Annotated in this window: 17 protein-coding genes; 13 read left to right on the forward strand and 4 right to left on the reverse strand. The window is 47.1% G+C overall.

Annotation, left to right across the window (positions count from 1 at the left end):
• The first annotated feature begins 20 nt into the window (after positions 1-20).
• From ACWXW9_RS18260 to ACWXW9_RS18275, 4 genes are all read left to right on the forward strand, one after another.
• Positions 21-1,142 carry a glycoside hydrolase family 88 protein gene (locus ACWXW9_RS18260; RefSeq protein WP_494930544.1) on the forward strand — a complete coding sequence of 374 codons (1,122 nt, stop codon included), beginning with the start codon at positions 21-23 and terminating at the stop codon, positions 1,140-1,142.
• Positions 1,143-1,556: 414 nt separating this feature from the next.
• The gene (locus tag ACWXW9_RS18265) at positions 1,557-2,075 is read left to right on the forward strand and encodes an RDD family protein (protein WP_494930545.1); all 519 of its coding nucleotides are present in this window, start codon (positions 1,557-1,559) and stop codon (positions 2,073-2,075) included.
• A gap of 416 nt (positions 2,076-2,491) precedes the next feature.
• The gene (locus tag ACWXW9_RS18270; protein WP_494930546.1) at positions 2,492-4,459 is read left to right on the forward strand and encodes an ATP-dependent DNA helicase; all 1,968 of its coding nucleotides are present in this window, start codon (positions 2,492-2,494) and stop codon (positions 4,457-4,459) included.
• On the forward strand, positions 4,453-4,752 hold the full coding sequence (locus tag ACWXW9_RS18275) for a DUF6509 family protein (protein ID WP_134909852.1): 300 nt from the start codon (positions 4,453-4,455) through the stop codon (positions 4,750-4,752). Before ACWXW9_RS18270 ends, ACWXW9_RS18275 begins: the two co-directional genes overlap by 7 nt.
• Positions 4,753-4,865: 113 nt before the next feature.
• On the opposite strand, the gene ACWXW9_RS18280 is transcribed toward ACWXW9_RS18275, so the two are convergent.
• Positions 4,866-5,228, reverse strand: a complete 363-nt coding sequence (locus ACWXW9_RS18280; RefSeq protein WP_494930547.1) for a hypothetical protein — start codon at positions 5,226-5,228, stop codon at positions 4,866-4,868.
• Between the two features lie 252 nt (positions 5,229-5,480).
• Here ACWXW9_RS18280 and ACWXW9_RS18285 point away from each other — a divergent pair, with 252 nt between their 5' ends.
• From ACWXW9_RS18285 to ACWXW9_RS18295, 3 genes are all read left to right on the forward strand, one after another.
• Entirely contained in the window at positions 5,481-6,404 is a 924-nt protein-coding gene (locus tag ACWXW9_RS18285; RefSeq protein ID WP_494930548.1) for a PLP-dependent cysteine synthase family protein, read from the forward strand.
• Position 6,405: 1 nt separating this feature from the next.
• Positions 6,406-7,542: a bifunctional cystathionine gamma-lyase/homocysteine desulfhydrase gene (locus ACWXW9_RS18290; RefSeq protein ID WP_494930549.1), complete on the forward strand. Its 1,137-nt coding sequence runs from the start codon at positions 6,406-6,408 to the stop codon at positions 7,540-7,542.
• 131 nt (positions 7,543-7,673) lie between these two features.
• Complete coding sequence (locus ACWXW9_RS18295) at positions 7,674-8,012, forward strand: hypothetical protein (protein WP_494930550.1); 339 nt, start codon at positions 7,674-7,676, stop codon at positions 8,010-8,012.
• A gap of 115 nt (positions 8,013-8,127) precedes the next feature.
• On the opposite strand, the gene ACWXW9_RS18300 is transcribed toward ACWXW9_RS18295, so the two are convergent.
• On the reverse strand, positions 8,128-8,340 hold the full coding sequence (locus ACWXW9_RS18300) for a hypothetical protein (protein ID WP_494930551.1): 213 nt from the start codon (positions 8,338-8,340) through the stop codon (positions 8,128-8,130).
• 297 nt (positions 8,341-8,637) lie between these two features.
• On the opposite strand from ACWXW9_RS18300, the gene ACWXW9_RS18305 reads away from it, so the two are divergent.
• The 3 genes from ACWXW9_RS18305 to fabG all read left to right on the forward strand — a co-directional run bounded on the left by ACWXW9_RS18305 (position 8,638) and on the right by fabG (position 13,059).
• Entirely contained in the window at positions 8,638-11,388 is a 2,751-nt protein-coding gene (locus tag ACWXW9_RS18305; RefSeq protein WP_494930552.1) for a PHB depolymerase family esterase, read from the forward strand.
• 224 nt (positions 11,389-11,612) lie between these two features.
• Complete coding sequence (locus tag ACWXW9_RS18310) at positions 11,613-12,248, forward strand: TetR/AcrR family transcriptional regulator (protein ID WP_494930553.1); 636 nt, start codon at positions 11,613-11,615, stop codon at positions 12,246-12,248.
• A 55-nt stretch (positions 12,249-12,303) separates the two neighbouring features.
• Positions 12,304-13,059 carry a 3-oxoacyl-ACP reductase FabG gene (fabG, locus tag ACWXW9_RS18315; protein ID WP_494930554.1) on the forward strand — a complete coding sequence of 252 codons (756 nt, stop codon included), beginning with the start codon at positions 12,304-12,306 and terminating at the stop codon, positions 13,057-13,059.
• Positions 13,060-13,246: 187 nt separating this feature from the next.
• Here fabG and ACWXW9_RS18320 read toward each other — a convergent pair whose 3' ends face one another.
• Entirely contained in the window at positions 13,247-13,399 is a 153-nt protein-coding gene (locus ACWXW9_RS18320; RefSeq protein WP_494930555.1) for a hypothetical protein, read from the reverse strand.
• Positions 13,400-13,573: 174 nt separating this feature from the next.
• On the reverse strand, positions 13,574-14,491 hold the full coding sequence (locus tag ACWXW9_RS18325; protein WP_494930556.1) for a hypothetical protein: 918 nt from the start codon (positions 14,489-14,491) through the stop codon (positions 13,574-13,576).
• A 445-nt stretch (positions 14,492-14,936) separates the two neighbouring features.
• Between ACWXW9_RS18325 and ACWXW9_RS18330 the strand changes: the two genes are divergently transcribed.
• Genes ACWXW9_RS18330 through ACWXW9_RS18340 form a run of 3 tightly spaced genes read left to right on the forward strand, consistent with a single transcriptional unit; the run spans position 14,937 to position 22,525 of the window.
• Positions 14,937-16,742 carry a vWA domain-containing protein gene (locus tag ACWXW9_RS18330; RefSeq protein WP_494930557.1) on the forward strand — a complete coding sequence of 602 codons (1,806 nt, stop codon included), beginning with the start codon at positions 14,937-14,939 and terminating at the stop codon, positions 16,740-16,742.
• Positions 16,743-16,765: 23 nt separating this feature from the next.
• Positions 16,766-20,155, forward strand: a complete 3,390-nt coding sequence (locus ACWXW9_RS18335) for a tubulin-like doman-containing protein (RefSeq protein ID WP_494930558.1) — start codon at positions 16,766-16,768, stop codon at positions 20,153-20,155.
• Positions 20,156-20,158: 3 nt separating this feature from the next.
• On the forward strand, positions 20,159-22,525 hold the full coding sequence (locus tag ACWXW9_RS18340) for a transcription initiation factor TFIID (RefSeq protein ID WP_494930559.1): 2,367 nt from the start codon (positions 20,159-20,161) through the stop codon (positions 22,523-22,525).
• The last annotated feature ends 49 nt before the right edge of the window (positions 22,526-22,574 follow it).

The raw sequence follows: 22,574 nt of genomic DNA on the forward strand, positions 1-22,574 counted from the left end.
AAAAGGGAGAGTGAAGAGCAATGACTGAAACAGAAGCATGGCTGGAACAATCGTGGGAGCTGGCTTTGGATAAAACGCTTGCCTTGGCGGCAAGACTGGGAAACTCCTTTCCACATGTTGCAGAAGGTGGACGTTATGATCAGCGTGAGGAAGAATGGTGGACGGCCGGCTTTTATCCGGGTTTGCTATGGCTGATACATCGGGCGCGCCCTGATAGCGAAGCAGCCAGAATTGCACAGCAGTGCGAGGAACGTCTGGAAAAGGTGCTCTACAACAGTGAAGCCGTAGACCATGATCTTGGCTTTATTTGGCTGTTGAGCGGTGTGGCAGCCCATCGGTTGACTGGAGATCCAGAATCCAGAAGACGTGGGCTGTTAGCCGCTAACCTGCTGGCTGCGCGTTTTAACGTGAATGGCCGTTTTATTCGCGCTTGGAATTTCCACGCCAAGGACATGGATACGCGGGGCGTAGCGATTATAGACAGTATGATGAATCTGCCTCTGCTCTATTGGGCTTCAAAGGAAAGCGGAGACCCGCGTTTTGCCGCTTTGGCTGTACAGCATGCCGATACCGTAGCGCGTGAGTTTGTCCGTGCTGACGGTTCGATTGCCCATGTGGTCGAGTTCGACCCGGAGATTGGAAAAAAACACGCCGAGCACGGCGGACAGGGGTTTGCACCCGGCTCTGCCTGGGCACGTGGCACGGCATGGGCTTTGTACGGTTTTACGCTTTCGTACGGGTACACACGCGATTCGCGTTATTTGAAGGTGGCCGAGAACACGGCAGATTTTTTCCTGTCCCAACTGGGGGATGCTTGCCTGCCTGTGTGGGATTTTAGAGCGGAGGAGGGGCACCGTGAAGCTTGGGATTCGTCTGCTGCTGCGATTGCAGCGAGTGGCCTGCTGGAGCTGGCAAAATACTCGACGCGTGCGGAGCATTTTACGACAGCAGCAGAATCCATTCTCAAGGGCTTGCATGAGACATGTACAGCATGGGAGCAGGATCATGAGGGACTGCTCATGAATGGAACTGTGCACTATCCCGAGCAAAAATACATTAACGTTCCCATCATCTACGGCGATTATTTCTTTGTCGAGGCACTGGCAAAACTGCGTGGAGAAGAAGGCTTGTTTAGTGTGTAATTCGGGATTATCGGGGAATCGGGATGCGGAAAATCTACGGCAGGCCGGACTATTATTTGCGTAGGAGCCTTGTAGGGCCGGTGAAGGCAGCGTATATGTAATTTTCAATTACATATACGCTGTTTTTTTATAACCGAATAGCTGATTGCAATTCGATGCTAAAGAACTACTTCTAGCAGGAGAGAGGGCATAGCTGTGTTTAATTCATATTGAATCAGAGCAAAAATATTGCAGATAAGCTCTTGCTCTTATAAAATTTTTCATTTTAATGTATGGACATAAGTCTTATTACTTATTTGTGATAATTTATTCGTAAATTGACAAATAAGGTAGGCATCCGTATGATAACTTCTTGGACAAAGGGATAAATTGGGTTCTAAATAAATCTCATTTAAAAAGGAGTTATGCATCACCATGGAAATTGCTAATGATAGTGAAAAACAGATATACGGAGGGTTTTGGAAACGGACGGCTGCATTTTTGATTGATCTGATTATTTTAATTGTAATGGTTCTTTTAGTAAGCGGAGTATTTTACACGATGCCATTCCTGCTGGACACGGAGGAGGTTGGCTTCATAAAAGCATTATATATGTTGTGGCCGCTACTCTTTTGGCTCATAGTGCCGTGGCTGTATTGTGTGCTTTGGGAGTCGTCAAATGCACAAGCAACGCCGGGCAAGCTTGCGTTTTCTCTAATTGTCGTGAACGAGGAGGGAAAACGACTTGGGTTCATGCACGCTTCGGGGCGTTATTGGGTTAAAGCCATATCAGGTGCGATTGCACATATTATATATATCGTTGTTGCTTTTACTCCAAGAAAACAGGGATTACACGATTTCTGTGCCAAAACCTTGGTTGTGAATAAAAAAGAGCTGCAACGACATGAACAGCATCCGTCTTTATCTCCAGTATCTACGAATATCATGAATTGATGAACAGCGAAATTTGGAAAACGATTCCTGGAACAAATTCCTGATTTGATGAAGCAAAATGTAAACAAGAAACCAGCTAGTGCCTGAGAAGCATTAGCCGGTTTCTTTGTTTTTCATTTTGCCAGGAAAAGTTCCCTTGGTTCCTATCTCTTTATTAGCTCTCTCCACAAAATGCCAATATAATGGCCGTTTGCAGCGTAGCGGAGGATTTGAATCTGGAGAAGCGTAGCGATTGTAAGATCAAATCCTACGCGCAGCGCCCTCACACAGCAGAACCCCTGTGTCCTGTCGATTATAGAATTTCACGTCGAAATAAAAAAATGTAAGCTGTTCGCACAGTTTCCATGTTCTTTTTAGCTTGTTTTGCGTTATAATGAAAGGATGCACATTATGAACGAATTGGAGGCACAGCCCGATTGACTACTTATCCTTTTGCCTTTGATCCGTCCAAGCCGTTTATTGAGCAGGCAAGTGACTGGATTGCGGATGTATTTTATGAAGTTTTGCCTGAAGTCGGCTTTGAGGTTCGGGATGAACAAATTTATATGGCATTCCAGTTGGAGCGTGCCTATAAGGAAAAGAAAACGATTTTCGCGGAAGCAGGTGTGGGCACAGGCAAAACGCTGGTGTACCTCCTGTACGCTATTGCATATGCCCGGTACATGAGAAAGCCCGCGATTATCGCATGCGCGGACGAGTCGTTGATTGAACAACTGGTGAAACCGGAGGGAGATATCGCTAAGCTGGCGCGGCATTTGAGCCTGACGATTGATGCCCGACTTGGTAAGTCGCCGGATCAGTATATTTGTCTGAACAAGCTGGATAATGTACGAAGCGGATTGGATGATGACGCGGATGTGTTCCGCGATATCTATCAGGACCTGCCGGATTTTGTCCATTTTCCGGATACGCTACAATCCTTTACCCCTTACGGGAACCGCAAAGAGTATCCCGAGCTAACGGACGGACAGTGGAGCAGACTGGGCTGGGATGTATTTCAAGATTGTCTCGTTTGCCATCAGCGGCATCGTTGTGGACAGACGTTGTCCCGTGATCATTACCGCAAAGCAGCGGATCTGGTTATCTGCTCTCATGATTTTTATATGGAGCATGTATGGACCTATGAAGCGAGAAAGCGTGAGGGCCAGTTGCCGTTACTGCCAGAGCACAGTTCTATCGTCTTTGACGAAGGGCATCTGCTGGAGACAGCGGCGCAGAATGCACTTACTTATAAACTGAAGCACGCTCAATTCGAGGCCATTATTACCCGTCTGCTAGAGGGGGAAGTGCGAGAATCGCTGGCAATGACGATTGAAGATGCGATAACCCAAAGTGAGGTTTTGTTCGCTGCGCTCGATAAGAACAGTCAGCCTGTACAGGGTTCTAATCGCAAGGAGTTTACCTTGAATGAGTCGCTGATTCGAGAGGTAAACCGCTTTGGCGATCTGATCGGCACGATTGAAGAAGAGCTTGTATTTGAAAGCGGGTTATTCTCTCTGGATGAGTACCAGGTCAAAATCGTGGAAGAACATCTGGAAATGATTCAGACGGCGTTGGCCTTGTTTAAGCGCCCGGAACTCCTGATTTCGTGGGTAATGGAGGATCAGGATGGATTAACGCTTGTGGTTATGCCCAAGATGGTAAAAGAGATTCTCAAAGAACGGGTATTTGCACAGCATATACCGATTGTATTCTCCTCAGCTACACTTTCCGTGGAGAACTCCTTTGATTATATGGCGCAAAGTCTCGGTATTGAGAATCCGCTCACGTTTTCCGTTGCTTCACCGTATGATTACAACGACCAGATGCAAGCGGCCTTGTATCCATTGCAGGTGGGGCATGATCCAATCCAGAGAGCGTTGGCCCTGCTGGAGAAATCGCAGGGAAGAGCGCTTATCCTGTTTCCATCACAGGAGGAACTGGTTGCATTCAGAACGGGTCTCGCGGCTTACCGTGAAGCGTCTGCTTTTCGTTTTTTATATGAAGGATCGGCTGAAATCAGCCATCTGATCTCATCTTTCCAAAATGATGAGGAAAGCGTCTTGTGTGCTGTTACGTTATGGGAAGGACTGGATATTCCGGGCCCGTCTCTGTCGCACGTCATCATCTGGTCGCTGCCTTTTCCTCCGAATGATCCGGTTTTTACGGCACTGCGCAAGGATGCGACAGATCCGTTTATGGAGATAGATATGCCTCACATGGCGCTCAGACTCAGACAAGGCATCGGGCGATTAATTCGCTCGCGAAATGATCGGGGCTGGATCTCCATCATGGGCCAGGATCTGAACCGCCAAGAAGTACGTACACAGGTTTTACAACTACTGCCTGTGGGCGTAGAATGCACTGTAATCGAAGGAAATCCGGAGGGAATGAAGACATGTTAAATTTTACATCGTACACGGTAGATCAGATTAAAGACGCTTTTGGTATTTTGAGTGGGCAGCGTTATGAATTTATAATTGATGTAGAGGTTGAAGAGGACGACGAGCTTTACACCGAAAACGGGCTGTATATTCGCACGCTTTATTTAGTAGACGAAGAGAAAACAGGAATATTGAAATACGAGCTGATTGAAAAAGTAACGAACCGTTACATCGAGCTTGAATTGGAAGAGGATGAGTTGCAGGCTGTTGAGAGCTTCTGCAAAGAGCATGTGCAGGACGGAGCCGTAAAGTAACGAAATAGAACGCTTGGGTGTGATAGCCCCCGTATAACGAAGCATGTAAAGGAGTTCTGATGTAATGGATCAGGCTCCTTTTTTCATGCTCATTCCAGAAATATTCGTCTGTCTCAGCGCAGTTTGTCCCATACATTCACCATAAACAGCAGAACCCCGGCCGCCAGTAGTACCCACCCTATGATGATCAAAATCCCAATATCAGGCACCCCATACTTTTTCCCTGCAATCGCTAATACTAATAACGGAAGGCCGATATTATGCAGCCAAAAATGGGCGCGTGCCAGTGCGGTAACCGAAAGCGCAGGAAAGGCGACATAGATCAAACCTATAATTCCGAGAGCCGTCCAACCGAGCAAATGAATATGAGACTGAACGCTGGACAGGCTGTAATCGCCCGACACGCCAATAATCATATTAAGCAGCGCACCGAGGGCGAAATACACAGCAGCTATTTTAATGAAATGCTTTCCCATATGAAATCCCCCTTATAATTGTAGGCATTGTGTAACACACCATCTATCATATCGGGGAAGAAGGCTAGGGGTGTGGGTGCTGTGAAGGATGCCATTTGACAAATGATTGAAATAAACATAAAATCTTATTGCACCAATACACACCGTATTACTATGCTTTTTCGGGGGATGACGGCGAGCTTCTCCGGCAATAGGTCTGTATTTTTTGACCATTGGTTTATTAGGATTCGTCATTAAAAGGAGCTTGAAATCATGAATGTATATCATAATACGCTGGAATTAATCGGGCGCACGCCGCTAGTAGAACTGCACAGCTATTCTCTGCCGAAGGGGATTCGTCTGTTCGCCAAGCTGGAGTTTATGAACCCCGGCGGCAGCGTGAAGGACCGGGTGGGCAAGGCTCTGATTGAAAAAGCCTTAAAAACCGGTCAGTTGAAGCCTGGCGGAACTTTAATTGAAGCCACAGCAGGCAACGCAGGTATTGGTCTTGCTATGGCAGCGCTCCATTATAATATTTCTGTTATTTTTGCGGTGCCTGAAAAGTTCAGTCAAGAAAAGCAGGATCTGATGAAGGCGCTGGGAGCACGTATCGTTCATACCCCGACAAGTGAGGGGATGAAGGGAGCCATCGAGAAAACGAAGGAGCTGGCTGCTGAATTTCAAGATGCCTATTTGCCGCGTCAATTCAGCAATCCGGATAATCCAGAGGCTTATTACACGACGATGGGACCGGAAATTTGGAACGATCTGGACGGAAAAGTAGATGTATTTGTAGCAGGAGCAGGTTCGGGGGGGACCTTTATGGGAACCTCGCGTTACCTTAGGGAACAAAATACATCCATTAAAACCGTAATCGTGGAGCCGGAAGGTTCCATTTTGAACGGCGGAGAATCGGGTTCGCATAAAACGGAAGGGATTGGTATGGAATTGATTCCTGAGTTTATCGATAAGGGTTATTTTAATGCCATTCACACGATTAGCGACGTCGATGCGTTTGACCGTGTCAAGGAGCTGGCAGCGCGTGAAGGACTTCTTGTCGGCAGTTCTTCCGGGTCGGCATTACATGCCGCTTTACTGGAAGCAGAGAACGCAGCGGATGGCGCACATATCGTCACCATTTTCCCGGATAGCAGTGAACGTTATCTGAGCAAAAAAATATATGAAGGCGGGATATAAAATGAAACGTAAAACAAAGCTGATTCACGGCGGCCTCCCTACCGATCCGCATACAGGTGCAGTTAACGTCCCTATTTATCAGGTAAGCACATATGAGCAAGAGGAAATTGGCGTTCATAAGGGCTACGAATATTCGCGTACAGGCAATCCGACCCGCTTTGCGCTGGAAGAGTTGATCAAGGAGCTGGAGGAAGGAAAACGCGGTTTTGCTTTCGGCTCGGGGATGGCGGCGATCCATGCGGTATTTTCACTGTTTAATGCAGGGGATCATATTTTGTTGACCGATGATGTATACGGGGGCACCTACCGTATTGTAAGCAAGGTGCTTAACCGGATTGGCATAGAGGCTACTTTTGTGGATACGACCGACCTGGAGGCCATCTCCAAAGCGATCCGACCAAATACGAAGGCACTGTATGTAGAAACGCCGACGAACCCGCTGCTGAAAGTTACGGATATCCGTGCGGTTTCGGAGCTGGTGAAAAAGCATGACCTGTTGCTGATCGTCGACAATACATTTGCCACTCCATATTGGCAGACACCACTTACGCTTGGAGCCGATATCGTCATTCACTCGGCTACCAAATATTTGGGCGGCCACAGCGATGTTGTAGCTGGTCTGGCTGTTGTGAACAGCGACGAGCTGGGAGAGCAGCTTCATTTTCTGCAAAACGCCATTGGTGCTATTCTCGGCCCGCATGATTCCTGGTTACTGATCCGCGGTATTAAAACATTGGGTCTGCGTATGGAAGCGATTGAGCAAAATGCGAAGGAAATTGCAGCCTTTTTGGAAAAACATCCGAAGGTTAGCAAAGTGTACTATCCTGGACTGGAAAGCCATGCGCAGCACGAGCTGTCCAAAACTCAGGCCGAAGGCTTTGGCGGCATTATTTCCTTTGATGTAGGTAGCGATGCTAACGCGGTTGCACTACTGAAAAAACTGAAATATTTTACGCTGGCTGAGAGTTTGGGAGCGGTTGAAAGTCTGATTAGTGTTCCGGCCCGCATGACACATGCATCTATTCCGGTAGAACGCCGCGCAGAATTGGGAATTACTGAAGGACTGGTACGGATCTCAGTAGGAATTGAAGATCTTGAGGATTTAATCGAAGACTTACAGGCGGCATTGCAAGGCTAAGAATCATTTGAAAAGTAAGGGGTGGCTGAGGCCGCCTCTTTTTTTTTGAAAATGTGGAAGAAGGTATTGATTTCCCTAGATAACCTAGTATAATACTTGGTAATAGGGTGCATCATAAGGAGAGAGACAATATGCAACTGATAAAAACACATAACTACCTGCAAGTGGATGACTATTTGGATCTACTTAATTATGCGAAACAATTGAACGATACAGAGTGGCAGCAAGAGCTTAAAGAAGCCTTACAGCATCAATTGCTGGAGAATGGCAGAGAGACTAAAGATTCTGAAATCAATGCGCTTTGGCAGCATTTTGACCAGATCAACGATAGATTATTGGAGTTGTTTGATCTTTTACGAAATAGTAATAATTCGGTAGAGAGAAATTCGTGGAGCGAACAGATTTGGGAACTGAAGCTGGAACGCATCAAGTTAGAAAAGCAAATTCAAGCGAGTTATGCACATTATTAAGGGTTCGGCATACCAATAAATATAACAAAACTAGATAAAAAAAGGCATGCAGCTGTAACTGCAATGCCAAGAATTCGCGAAAATCAGTTAAAAAATAATGCTCAATACAAAGAAATTATTTTGAAGTTTGTTTCATGTCGCGCATCATTTTCATCATCATCGTCATCATTTCGTCGCATTCTTGCATTTTAGTCATCATCATATCCATGTTCATGTCCATCATATCCATATCCGACATTTTTTCCATGCACATGTTCATGCTTTTCATTTTAGCCATCATGTCTTCCATACACATCATCATCATCATTTCCATACACATCTTTTCCATTGTTTTCCCTCCTCATCATTTGGAAATAGTAACTTCTTCCTAAACATACTATACCCTAGTAGAGATAGCAATAATCATGACAGCTAAAAACAGGTTTATAAGTATAGAAATTTTCAATAACGAAGTTAAGCACTCTGCTTTCTTCGTTTTTTTGTTTTTTAAGAATAGCCTCTTTTTTTGGGAGGAAGAAAGGAGTACGCAAAGGTGATAACGAATAGCTTTATATAGTTAAAATGAATGTTAACGGAATATTATCGCGACGTCTCTGAGGAAACAAAAACCTGGAGGGGGAATGTTATGAGGTTCACGCATCTGGAAAAAGCGACAACTGTGCTGTTGGATTATCCGGTTCGTATGACGTCTGCTTATGCAGTCGGTCCGGTCAAGCTGCCGGAAAATTGCGGTGTGGGTAGGGCATGGTCCGATCATTTTACCCCTGAGGAATGGGATTTGGAAAGGGCTTGTAATGAAGAAGGGCTGGAGCTTTCGGCTGGAGGAAAGGTAGCGTGCCGTTTATTAACTGAGTTGGACCCTCGAAACGCCGAATTGAATTTAGGTGTCTTTCCGCCTTTGACTGAGCAAGAAAGGCTTTTGCTGGTTTCGAATCTCCGCTGCGTGGTAGCACAGGAAGTTATTTTCAGACCGTTTGAAGGAACAGGACAAATTTGGGTGGACGGCATATTGGTATATGCGGAATCCGGTCCTTTGCGCTTGGTTCTGGAGGAAGGTAATCATACAGTGGTGGTCGTTGCAGCCTTTATTCCCGGTGAAGCTCGCTCTATTCGGATCAGTGGAACTCAGACGTGTGACAGCGTAGATGTGGCGGAACTGCATCAGGAATTCGTAGAGCGCAATATACGTTTTCATATGGCATGGCTGGAGGTGGAGAAACCCGCTGGCAGGGAGGGAGAAGACAGTCCGGTCTCGTTTTATTTGCTGCGCAAGGATCGTATAGATCTTCCTGAAGATCAGCCGTTATGGGTCGAGGTAACGAATGATGAGGGAACGCTGCTGGATCGGTTTCAAGCGGTTTGGGAGCAGGAGCAGCAATATGTCTGGAATGAGGAAGTTACCGGGAATACGGGGATGCTGCATTTTACGGTTACATATCAGGACCGTGAGGCAAGAGAGCATTACTTTGTGTACTCGATGCTTGTGCGGCCTTTGTCGGCGGTTGTGGAGGACTTACAAGAAGAGTACGACCAGTATAATCGAGCTTATAATATAGATGCTTCCGGCTCTGCGAGGAATTTACAGGCAAAAGGCTTGTTGGAGGAACTGAAAAGGTTAACGGCTTTGCCGGAAGACCCTTTTGAAATCTGGGATTATCGCATAGTGCGGGAATATATCAAGCTGCTAAAACGGATTTTCACACATGCGTATACGGAACGGCCTCAGCGTCCATCTCGGGAAGATAACATCCTTTTGTGCCCTGACGGGATTGGCGAAGGCTTTTTTGTCTCCCGTTTGGACCACAGCCTTCAACGCTACACGATACAGCTTCCCCGAAACTATTCGGCGGATCGGCAGTATCCTCTGATCGTCCTGATGCCGGGCAAACGGTATGAGCTGGGTCTGCCGGATTTTCAAAAACGGGGCTTTGGACGGGGCTGGGAGGAAGAAGCGATATTCGTCACTTTTTCGTGCCGTGGAGTTACGCTGGGCAGTTACATTGGCGAAGCCGCTTTTTTGGAGGCGCTGGATGTCATTCTGCAAGCGTACCGGGTGGATGAAGACCGAATCTATCTGACGGGCTATTCTAACGGCGCATACGCTGCCTGGGCGATGGCACAGGCGTATCCTTCGCGTTTTGCGGCTATTGCTGTCATTGCTGGCGCACCGCATCCGAAGCATCTGATGAACTTACTGAATATGCCCATATTCAATGTGGTTGGAGATCAGGATTACTTGTTTGCGCAAGCTTATACGGCTCCTGAAACCGACCTTTCATCCGACCATTATAAAGGAGTAGTGGAACGGTATGCCAACCATTGGGACACGCATGAACTGAGGCTTTTGGACGGTGTACTGAGCTGGCTTATGCAATGGAAGAGAGTGATGGTACCTCAGCGTATTGCCTACCGAACGGAACGGGGGAGACATAACCGGGCTTATTGGCTGGAGCTGACGCAAGTAGATGAAACAGAGGAATACGCCGAACTGTACGGTGAATTGAGCAAAACGGGTAAACTGGATGTTAGAGCCGTCCACGTCGATGAATTTATTATTCACCTCTCACATGAGATCGTACCATTGGAGCTTGTCCATGTCCGTATTGGAGCACGGGTTTTCGTGTTGGATTTACTAGAATATAACCGCTTTCGCTTTGTTAAAATAGAGTCGCGGAAACGCCCCTCACCTGAATATCGATTGATTGCTGAACGGGGTAGAGAAACGTATGGGAGTTCTGGAAAAGAAACGGATGACGAAACGGCAACGTTCAGGTTAAAAAGCGCAGGTCGGAATCCTTCTGGCCATGGTATGGGAGTGCTCGACGTTTATATGGGGCGCCTGCACATTGTCCTTCCGTCCAGCTATGCTACACCCGAAGAAGAGCAGGCGGTAAAACGGACGGCGAAGGCTTTGGCCAGCCCACGCACAGCAACCTGGAATCCGTATATCGGTGTTCATTATCCTGTTGTGGCTTCTCATGCTATTTCGGAGGAAGAGTTGGCTGACAGTAACGTTATCTGTATCATCTCGGGCTTGTCCAGACATGAGCTGCTTCAGCGGCATCAAGCCCATTTGCAGATCACCTGTACGGAAAAAGGGTATATACTGGACGGCGATTTTACGGCAGGCGAGTATTGCCTTTCGTATATCCAGCCTGCCCCGTGGTCCACAAGCCAACAAATGCTTGTTGTGGCGACAAATTCTTCCCGCATGCTAGGTAAAAACCTGTTCACGCGCAGACTGATTATGCCCGGTTATTTTAACGGTCTGCACCCGTATTTGAACAAGGATATTATCGTGTATGACAGCAAGGGTGTACGTGCTTTTAATTTTACTTCTAATAAATATGCGTTCCACAAGCTGCAAGGTCAATAAAGAAGACAGCTAATTAGACACGATAATCCTAAAATAAAAAAACGCCCGTAGTTGGGGAGGGGGACTGACCCCTTAACGTGAGACAAATCAAAACTCCTTCAAAAGAGCTCAACCATGTCGAGATATGGAAGTAGCCTTGTGCGTCCACTTTATTGACAAAGCTAAAAATGTGAATATTATCAATGTGGGCTCGAAGTATGAGGAAGGAGGACCTATGAGAGACAATGTTACAAGCTTTTGTAAAACTTAATGTAGATCGTCAAGAGAGGGTATTGGATGCTGCAGCAAAAATTTTTGCACGGGATGGATATCATGCAGCAAGTATTCTGCAAATTTGTGAAGAGGCCCAATTTTCCAACGGTGCGATTTACAAATATTCCAAAAACAAGGAATATTTATTTTTTGGAGTGTTAGATCGATGTGCAGACTTGATGGTTAATGAGATTGTTACAATCTATGCATCAAATAATAATACAGTATTAGCGATAAAACTGCTCCTACACGCTATTGAGAAATTAGCAGAAAATTATAAAGACTATTTGACTATTTATGCTGACTTAGGTTCCAGTTCACACACTGTATTCGCTGCAGAAGCTTCAGAGAAGTTTGAGGTAGAAGTCAGTAAATATCTTAGGTGCGTTGTTGAAGATGGAAAGTGTCGAAATGAACTCTATACACAGTTAGATGATAACTTGCTGACCTTTTTCATTGGTAATTATCTTATGTTGTTTCTTTATTCATTAGTCTCTGAATATCATCATAAACGTTTTGAATCCTTCTTCTGTCCAGGGAAAGGCACATTAAGTGCACAGGAAAAGATTAATCTAGTCATGCAATCTATTAATATTATTATAAGATAATTTTTTTGATCTATTTAGAGAGCGAATGCTCTCTCTCCGAAGGAGGGAAAACATAATGGAAAATTCATTTGAAAACAAGTCGGTTATTGTAACTGGTTCGAGTAAGGGGATTGGTAAAGGAATCGCCAAAGTCTTTGCTGAAAAGGGAGCTAAAGTAGCCATTATTTCTCGTAACCTAGATGAGGCCGAGATATGCGCTGCCGAAATCAGAGCATCCGGTGGATACGCGCAAGGCTTTAGAGGTGATGTCACGGATCGATCTTCTATGGAAATGATGGCACATTCAGTATCGGTGGCCTTTAGCGGCATTGATGTGTTGTGTGCTAACTCAGGTATTGCCCCTATGACTACAATTGAAGGAATGGTTGCTGAAGAATGGGATAGCGTGATGAATACTAATGTGCGTGGAGCTTTATTTTCTGTACAGGCCTGTCTGCCATTCTTAAAAAAAGCTGAATATGGAAGAGTGGTGTTAACATCTTCGATTACGGGGCCGGCGACAGGATTTGTAGGATGGTCGCATTACGGTGCCAGTAAGGCTGCCCAACTCGGTTTTATTCGCAGTGCAGCGCTTGAGTTAGCTCCGTTTGGTATTACAATCAATGCGATCATGCCCGGTAATACAATGACTGAAATGATACAAACCCTCCCAGAATACATTGAAACCATGCTTCCAGCTATTCCATTGAAACGGTTTGGAACCGTTGAAGAAATGGGACATGCAGTTGCATTTCTTGCCTCTAAGGAGGCTGGCTTCATCACGGGACAAACAATTATTATCGACGGAGGACAGAGCTTGCCTGAATCTTAATAAAAACAAGTTTGTACCAAGAGGAATAAAATGAATCCTTGAGTAGTCATACCCCTGTCAAGTAGACGAATGAAAAAAGCTAAGCTGCAAGCGCGTGCCGATACTCGATCGGGGCGCTTTTTGAGTTTATCCTGAAACCGCTGAGCTTCGCTCCGTTACCAGAATTGAATATCGCTTTTTAAGTAGTCTACCCCTGAGCTATCAAGTAATCTCGTTCTTCTTTGATACTGGAAAAGGAGGTACGTGTACGCCCCTTCATCGGGCTGGATGAACCCTTGCGCCAATCGAACGGTTCAGCATTTCGAACCTTCTTCACCCAAACTTTGAGTTGGTTAGCCATACGAAAATCCCCTCCAGGTTCACTCATACCCTCATGGTAACACACAAGGTCTTTTAAGAGTGTCTATTTGAAGGGGATGATACCAACCAGGCGATCCTGACGGTTTTTTTTGCTGCTTCATTGCAGTGCTTTGTCATGGTAATGACGTCATATATAGAAGGGTGTTAGGACAGATCAGTTTTTATACTGCTCCATCAGGTATACGATCTTGACCTCATCGGCCAAATCGCCAAAGGGTTCATAAGGATTCTCCTGAATGATATGATATAAACGCTGGACTCGTTCCTTCGGCAGTTTGCGCACATATCTGGAAATAAAACCGGCGTGCGTGACCACATAGCGCTTTTTACGGACTGCCGCGCTGGCAACACGGACAAGAATATCCTCGCCTCCTGCCATTTCCAGAATGCGGCGCTCATAAAAGGTGACGTAACGGAACGTTCGATCCTTAATTAGCTCGCGATTTAATCTCGCAATCTCTCCGATATATCTGACCATAAGCGGTTCAAAGCTTTTGATCAGGAGAGGGTCGAGCGTTAGCTCCATATCCTTGCGGAGAACAAAAGATTGCAGCAAGGCGACTTGTTGGAGCCTTATCCGGTCGTTGTGAATAAGTACGGCAATCTCACGCAGCATTTCATAGGAGACACGTTCGCTGAGCTGTCGCAGGGCAACCGCGTTTTTATGATTGATGTTCAGGCCCTCTTTAATCTGCCCTATGCGGCCTCTGAACAGGCGTATAAGCTGCCTGTGCTGCTCATAGGGACGAATACGCTGCTGTAGAAGTACCAAGGGTAGCAGGAGAAGCGCGCCGACGATACCGCACAGGAGCATTTGCTGGGTTGAATGACCGAAAAAGACGGCGGCGGCCAGCAGCGCGATGCCGAAGGCGAGGTCCTTGCGGAAATAAAGCTTGGCTTTGCGGTTGGCATATTGCTCTACAGGCACCAGCGCATCGCGACCGCATGACGTACATTCCTTCTCCCATAGGGCAGTGAACTGTCCGCATCGTTTGCAGATCCGCAGCTTTTGGTACGCATGCTCGGTATGGGTAAACGGACGAAATTGTACAGGCTGCTTGGAACTACTCATTGCGATCACTTCTCCGGTTCAGCAGGGCTAGAAGCTCAGTGTTCATTTGCGTAATCGAGGGAGCGCGTTTTTTATGTATAGTGTAAGTGATTAATTTGATGGCGACAAAAAGAAACAAAATCGCCAAACATCCGTATGAGATCATAGTGTACTTCCTCTTTCTGCTCAGATTTTTACAGCGATATTTTACAAGGGCGGGTTTCGCTTCTGTCATTTTTGTCGTATAAAGGAGAAGGCTGGTGCCCAATTGCCCTCGTTGGGGTATAATTATATCATTACTGCAGGATATTGGTAAAATCCCGCGGTATAATAGACTTCTTGGCTGTATTCAGGCTATTCGGGCATCATTTTCAGCTGGCTCTCATGTAAAACTCATTATAATTTAATAGTAGGGGAGTACAACTGTAATTTAGGATGAGAACTAATCGGCAAAGGGGTACAGGCGATGTTTAGTAGAGACAGAAAATGGTTTTTGGTCATCGGAATCATATGTGCAATGATCATGACCTCAATTTCGGCATGGCAGCCGCAGACGGCGAATGCCGCTTCAACCTCCGCCTCCAAGGTGGATGCGGTGCTGGTCGTCGATGTGAGTAATTCCATGAACACCAGTGATCCAGGCAAAATTGGCAATGAAGCCATGAAAATGTTCATTGATATGCTTTCGACGCAAAATGACAAGGTGGGCATTGTAGCGTATACGGATGTCGTACAACGCGAGAAGGCTTTGCTTAATATTACGTCCGAAGCGGACAAGCAGGAACTGAAGTCGTTCATTGACGGGCTGAACCGGGGGGCGTATACTGACACCTCCGTAGGTGTCAAGGAAGCGATCCGAATTTTGAAGGATGGCAAAACAGCGGGACATGCGCCTATGATCGTCATGCTGGCCGATGGTAACAACGATTTAAATAAAACGACGGGCAGAACTGAAAGCCAGTCCGATCAGGATATGGCGAAGGCTGTGGCCGAAGCTAAAAATAGCGGCGTTCCAATCTACACCATCGGTTTGAATGCAGACGGAAAACTGAATAAAAACAAGCTCGCAGACATTGCGCAGCAAACGGGCGGTAAATCCTTTATTACTAGCTCGGCGGATGATCTGCCGAACATTTTGAGTGAAATTTTCGCCAGCAATTTGAAGCTGAAGGTTGTTCCCTTGCAGTCCATTACGGCTAACGGCAACTATCAGGACGTTACAGTAACCGTACCGAACGATAGCGTGCTGGAGGCTAACATTTCGATTATGTCCTCCAAGCCGGTGGATGCGAGACTGATAGACCCGTCGGGCAATACCAAGCCGATTCCTTCAAGTGATGTACTGTTGTCCAAGTCGAAAAGCTACTCGCTGATTAAGCTGCTCAAGCCTGTGGCTGGCGACTGGAAGCTTCAGGTCAAGGGAGTCCGGCAGGATCAGATTGATATTAATCTGGTATTCAACTATGATTTGGAACTGAAACTGGATGCACCGCCTGCCAAAGCTTACAAAAAAGGTGACGCAGTCCAAATTCGTTCCTATCTGACGAGTAACAATCAGCAACTTCAGGATCAGGAACTGTATGCAAATATGAATGCAGTTCTGAAGGTCAAGGACCTCGATTCCGGTACAACGAATGAGGTTCCGTTGAAGAATGAGGGGGACGCTTTTACCGGCTCGTACACGATACCGGATGAGCATGACTATGAACTAACCGTCAGAGCAGAGGAAAAGAGCTTCTACCGTGAAACCCAGCCTGTGACCATCAGTGCCAAGGCTGCGGCGGGCAGTGGCACGAATAACGGTACTACGACGGCGCCGGCAGCACCTGCCGAGAAGTCCAAACTGCTACCCCTCATTCTTTTGGGGGTGGGACTGATCGTTCTGCTGATTGCAGCCTACTTTATCTGGAAGGCTGTCAAAAAAGCCAACCGCGGCTTTGTCGGACAAATCGTTCTGGAGATTCGGGACGAAAATACCGGTGAAAAAACGTATCCGCAATACAAAAAGCTGAACACCTTCCGGGGCAAATTCAATCTGCACCAGTTGCTGCAACTGGCACCGGAATTTGCCGGAACCGATAAGGTGGTGTTCACGCCAGCCAATCAGGACCGCATCATTGTGCGCAGCACTCCGGAGATTACGATTGAAAAATCCGGACGCGCTGTAGATACAGGCAGTGGTTTTGAACTGAAAAACGGCGATCGTCTGACGATCCCACTGGCAAGCGTGGACAAAACCATTTTGCTGGAATTCATTTCAGTAAACAGCTAAACGAACCCTAGGAGGTCAAATCTATGAAACCAGTAGTCAGAGAGCATATCCAGCAATTAGACGTATCACTCGGTGGAGGGATCGTAAGCGATAAAATCAGGGTTGATACCATTGACAATCCCATTTTAATTATCGGACTCGGAGGGACGGGAATCGATGCCCTCCTCCGCTTGAAATATCAGATTAACCGCAGATTCAAGCTGCCAGCAGATCCGATTTCCAAGAAAAAAAGCGAGAAGCCGGACAACGTGGAATTTCTTGCTTTTGAAACAAATGAACAGGATCGCAACAAAAAATATAAAGGGATTGGGCTGGACCCGATCAATGAGTTTGTTCTGCTGTCCAATGCGGAAATCGGTGGCTTGCTGCAAAACCGCAGCATTTTGGAGCCATACATTACGGATTGGCTATCACCTGAGCTGAGCATTACCGATGGCATGAACGGGGCCGCAGGGGTGCGTCAGGCTGGACGTTTGCTGTTGTTCACCAAAATCAATCAAGTCGTGCAAAGCATTGATAAGAAAATCAAAACCCTGTCTGAAGGCACCAATAAGAAGCTGATGGTGTTCCTCCTGTCCGGTTTGTCCGGCGGTACGGGGAGCGGTACCTTCCTCGATATCTCGTATATCGTCCGTGGGATTATTGAGCGCGATTACGGCTCCGCAGGTGTAGACCGCGTAAATACATTAGGGTATTTGTTTACGCCGGACATTAATCTGGCGAACAAAAGCTTAAGCGAGCATACACGTGAATATATTAAAAAGAACGGCTATGCTGCGCTGAAAGAGCTGGATTACTGGATGAATGTGGACAGCCGCAGTGAACGGTTCAAACAGCAGTATGGCAACATTTTGACCGTAAATTCACCGTTGCCGCCATTTAATCTGTGTCATCTCATTTCAGCGACGAATACAGAAGGCAAGCTACTGGAAAATGCCTATGATTACTGCATGAATGTCACCGCCGAGAACATCACCAACTTTATGGCGAGTGAGGAAAAGCAGTCAGGCGAAGAGTTTGCCATTCATGACTATATCAGCAACATACGTACCAATATTGCACAAATGAACAAGGCATATCCTGCCAACTACGATTACAATATTATCGGGGCTTCCTCAGCGGTACTGCCGATGGAGGAAATGACAACATACCTGGCCTACCGGATGTTTGGCAAAATGTCCAAAATGTTCGAGCAATCACCGAATCAAGAGGATGTCGAGAAGTTTGCTCGCAAGCTGGGTGTCGATCTGGACAGCATGATCAAAAACTTTGAATCTCGTGTTCCTGAACCGCTGCCGGGCTTTGAAAACAGTGAACGACTAAGCTACAACAATGTGGTCAAAATGCAAGTCGTTAATATGGACACAGAGCTGGAGCAGACGTTCCTGACCCGTGCTCGTGAGGAATATATCAAGGCGAAGAAGCAGCTTCCGGGTGAAATTACCGGGCAGTTTACCGACCAAATTCGCCGGATGTTCCTGCATCCCGAGCAAGGGCCGTTCTATGTATCCCGTATGATTTATACGGAAAAAGGCTTTAGCTTGCTGAAAATGCTGCTTTCGTACATTGAGACGCTGCGTGAATCACTGCATCGTATCCCTACGGATATTGAATGGGCGCGTGAACAGGCGGATGAAAAGCTGGGCGATGCCAAGAGCGCATTCGTGTCCAAGGATAAAAAGAAAAATGCGTACATTGAAGCGAAAATCAATGAATACTGGCTTCGGGCCGATGTGGAGCGTACAGAGCAGCTTATTGAATTTTATGAAGACCTGTATGATCTGCTGAATAAGGAAAACAGCCGCATTTATAATGTATTTACTGAAATTTTGAACGCGCTGAGCGCAATTTTCGAGAAGAATGGCGATCTGCTGATCAACGGCGAAGAACAGTCCGATCATAGAGGCAACAAGACGTACTATTGGAATCTGGTCAGTGTACCGGATATTTCCGAAGTCGTAACCAAGTTGCTGGATAATCGCAACGGTGATGATCTGATTCGTGATTTTGCCCAAGAGTTGTTAGAAAATTCAGATCAATGGGTGAAGGATCAGGATATCGACATCATTAGTTCCATCTCCAACTTCCTGACCGACAAGTTCGGTGATCTGATTACCCGTTCGATGGAGGATTTCCTCGTGATGAAATACGGGCAGGATGAGGCCATTGAAAAATTCGTGGAGCGCTATATTGCAAGCAAGCTGGATGAAGAAGCTGTGCCTGTGTTCCATCTGAGCAATAGCTCCGGTAACCTGTATTTCCCGTCATGGGGTTTTGTCTCAGTTCCGGTGCAGTCGCCTAATATTCTGAAAGGCGTTCGCAATTATCAAAATAATGCCATTGGTAAATCACACTTTACAATTAAAGAGAGCGAAGTCCGTAACCGGATTTTCTGGCTCAATACGCGCAATGGTGTGCCGTTGTTTGTTTATACGCCGCTCAAGGTGTATGAAGAAAGCTATGAAAAAACGATTCTCGACCGCGAAGGTATTGGCCGTCATCTGGTGCAAACAGGCCAAAACAACTGGACGAATCTGCCGTCGCCGATTCCTGAAAAATCCTGGGGCGAAACGTATGTCAATTCGCGTGTGCAAGCCTACAATGCCCGCATTCGTAATGACTTCGACCGTGCCAAGTCCCTTGGTGTGATCCGTGAAAAGGATGTCGACCAGAATACGAGCAGCCGCTTTACCGTGCTGCGTTCACGTGCCCTGGATCTGAACGGTCTGCTGGCAGGCTACGATATGCGTTTGCAGGAATCCAAGCCGAATCTGGGCGAGGTAAAGAGAGCATGGTCCGAGCTGAAACGTCTGCTGGCTGAAGGGCTGGAACAGACGGGAAGCAAGGACATCTTTGGCAGCATCAATGAAGAGATGGCGAAAGAAAACCTGATCCGTTCACCGGAGTTAACGCAGGTGGTTCGTGAAGAGCTGGCGAAATATACTCAAATTGAAGCGAAGGCCGCCGAGCTGGAAGCCTTGCTGGGCAAATATCAGGATGAGGAAAAATGGCTGGATCAGTTCATTCAGGCACTCTATACCGATACGATTACGAAGAAAGGCGCTTTGTACGTCTATGACCGTGACGAAGAGGAAGAGGCTTGGGAGCCGTTTGCCAATGTCATGAAGAGCCGCAATTACGTGGAGTTTGAAGTATTTACGAACTTCCGTGGTCTGGAAGAGAAAAAATATGCAGCTCTGATGCGTAAGGCGGATCGCCGTGATGCTGTCCTGACTTCGTCCGAGGATATTACGCCGTTGCTGACGAAGCTGGATGAACTGGCTGCAATCTACACCGAAGCCCGAAATCAATTGGAATATGAAAAGGTGGAGCTGGCTAACGGAGCGGAACTCTATGCGTTCTACGCTCAAATGTCCGGTAAACTAAACGATATCCGCAGAAAGTTGAAGTAAAGTATGAGAGAGCAGCTGTTACGTTATGCGGCTGACTATGCAGTCGCAGAGGACCAATTAATCGGTAGTGGGGATGGACGCAGCAGCATCCATTTCCCGTCCGTGTTTCTTTTTATCGGTGACCGTATGAGCCCGGCGATGAACACCATTGCAGATATCAACCGGACCAAGTGGGATAACAGTACGGGGGTAACGTACATCCACATCCGCTCGCAGGAGGATCATGCCGCTGTTGACCGTTCGATGGATGCCATTGTCCATACAGTAGCGGTACCGGAGGAAAGCAACCACAAAACCGGGCGCCGTGATTTGCATCAGGCTTTTTATACACATGAATCGCAGTTGATTGAGCTTAACGCCGCGTTGCGCCGGGCTAGTGGGCACTTGGCAGATTACGGTCGCTTGTATTCCTCGTTCGAGCGTGTCCATCTGTCGATCCTGACGACAGCGGATGATCCCATGAATGTATTGGTTCCCGAGATTACGCTGTTGGCGGAATACATTTTTGCGCAGTCCTTTAAGTCGGTACAGATGGATCTGTACGTATTGGTCAGCGAAAGCGATCAGGCAGCCCAATATGGCTACAGCAGCGCAACGTCAGTCGCTTTTATGCGGGAGCTGGACTATATCCAAAGTCCGGATTATACGTTCACGGCACCACTGCATATGACCGAGGACAAACTGACCATTCCTGTATCTCATGCTCCGTCGCCGTTGTTCGATCTTGTCTATGTACTGTCCGACAAGAACGAACGCGGTGTAACGGTGCCGAATAGCCTGCGGGAAAGCTGTGATATCATTTGCCACATTCAGCTTCTTAAAAATCGTTATCAGGCGGGGGATTCCTATCGGTCACAGGATGGGGGATACAACAATACATCGTTTAAAAACAACATCATGACGGAATCCGGGCGGCAGGGCTATGTGTCGGCCGGATTTTCCCGGGTAAAGCGCCCTAATGAGTCGATTGCGCTTACGGTGCTGTATCACTTTTATGTGAAGCTGCTGGCGCGTATGAGAACAGAGCAGGAATGGGATATACGCGATAAACTGGATTATTTCGGTCTGGATGCTACCGAGCGCGGCCGCACACGTAATGACCTCGTTCCTGGAAATGAGGCCATTACCGACATGAGCGCCCTCATGACCAGCGGAGCCAGCTACGGCTCGTTGAAGCGGATGACACTGCGCGAGGCGGAGGAAGCCTTGTTCGGACAGGGCTGTGAAGCCTTTTTCCGTGATAATTGTGAACGGATCGTACACAAACGATTGGGGGATTTTCAGGCGGAATTACGTCTGCAAACGGCTGTGAACGAATCGGCCAAGGAGCACCCTGAGATCGGTTTGTTCGAGCTTACGGACTGGACGGATGAGAATAAGACCGGGAATGTGCTTACCGCCATTCGGGGACTGATTCGCGATACGTCCAATGATTTGCAGGTCAGCGCTGCCGAGCTGGATGCCCTGTATAGCGGACGAGTGGAGGATCAGCCTTTTCAACGCTTACCGCTGATGGATAAACATAATGTGCGCAGCTTGATCCGTTACCTGACCGAGACGGTCTATGGGCACAAACTGCACATGCTGCGGATTCAAACGGATCTGGAGCTATTTCGCCGTTATGAGCTGGCTCTTGAAAAGTGGCATATGCAGGCGAAACATATTACTGTACAGCTTGCCAATTTGGAGCGTGATCTGCATCAGGCTGCAACGGACAGCGTCCGTCAGGCTGACAGCTACACGGGCCAAAACCTGTTTGAGTATTACGAGCGTGTGACGGAAGATGTCATGCAAGAGCTGGAAACCAAGCGGGGTAAATCTGTATTCTTCGATGTACGGCATATGGGTCCTGTGTCCAATTTGCTGGATGGAGGTCCGTCAAAGCTGGTGGATCGACTCACACAGACTTGCCGCACCCTGATCCTCAGCGCACAGCCGTTTAACCAGACATTCGAGGAAGAATTGCTGCGGCGGGCGAATGTGGCTGCTGCCTATGAAAATCGGTTGGTCGTTCCAAAGGATGAGCTATTTAAAAAATTGTACCAAACGCTGGAGGAAAACGGCGGCATTAACGTGCGTTTGCTGGATTACACTCATGAGCATCGGTATGAGGAAAAGTATTTCTTTGGTGACTACGAAGGCGAATTTCTCCCGTATGCGCTGGATGTGGATATTACCTCGCGCATTTACAAGCTGGGGTTTGTGCATGAGCGTCGCAGCAGCGGGGTAGAAAAGCTTCATTTGATGGGTGGTTTCCATCTGGAGGATCTGATGGTCTACCGCAACGGCAAGACGTATTATGAGACATATATCGCGAATGGTTTCGTGTTTCACGGGATCAACGCGGATCGGCTGCCGGAACTGCGGTAGCAACACGGTAATCCTACGAGGAATTTGCAAATTCCTCCTACTTTAATTA

It is taken from the genome of Paenibacillus sp. LT-B23 (assembly GCF_059417685.1).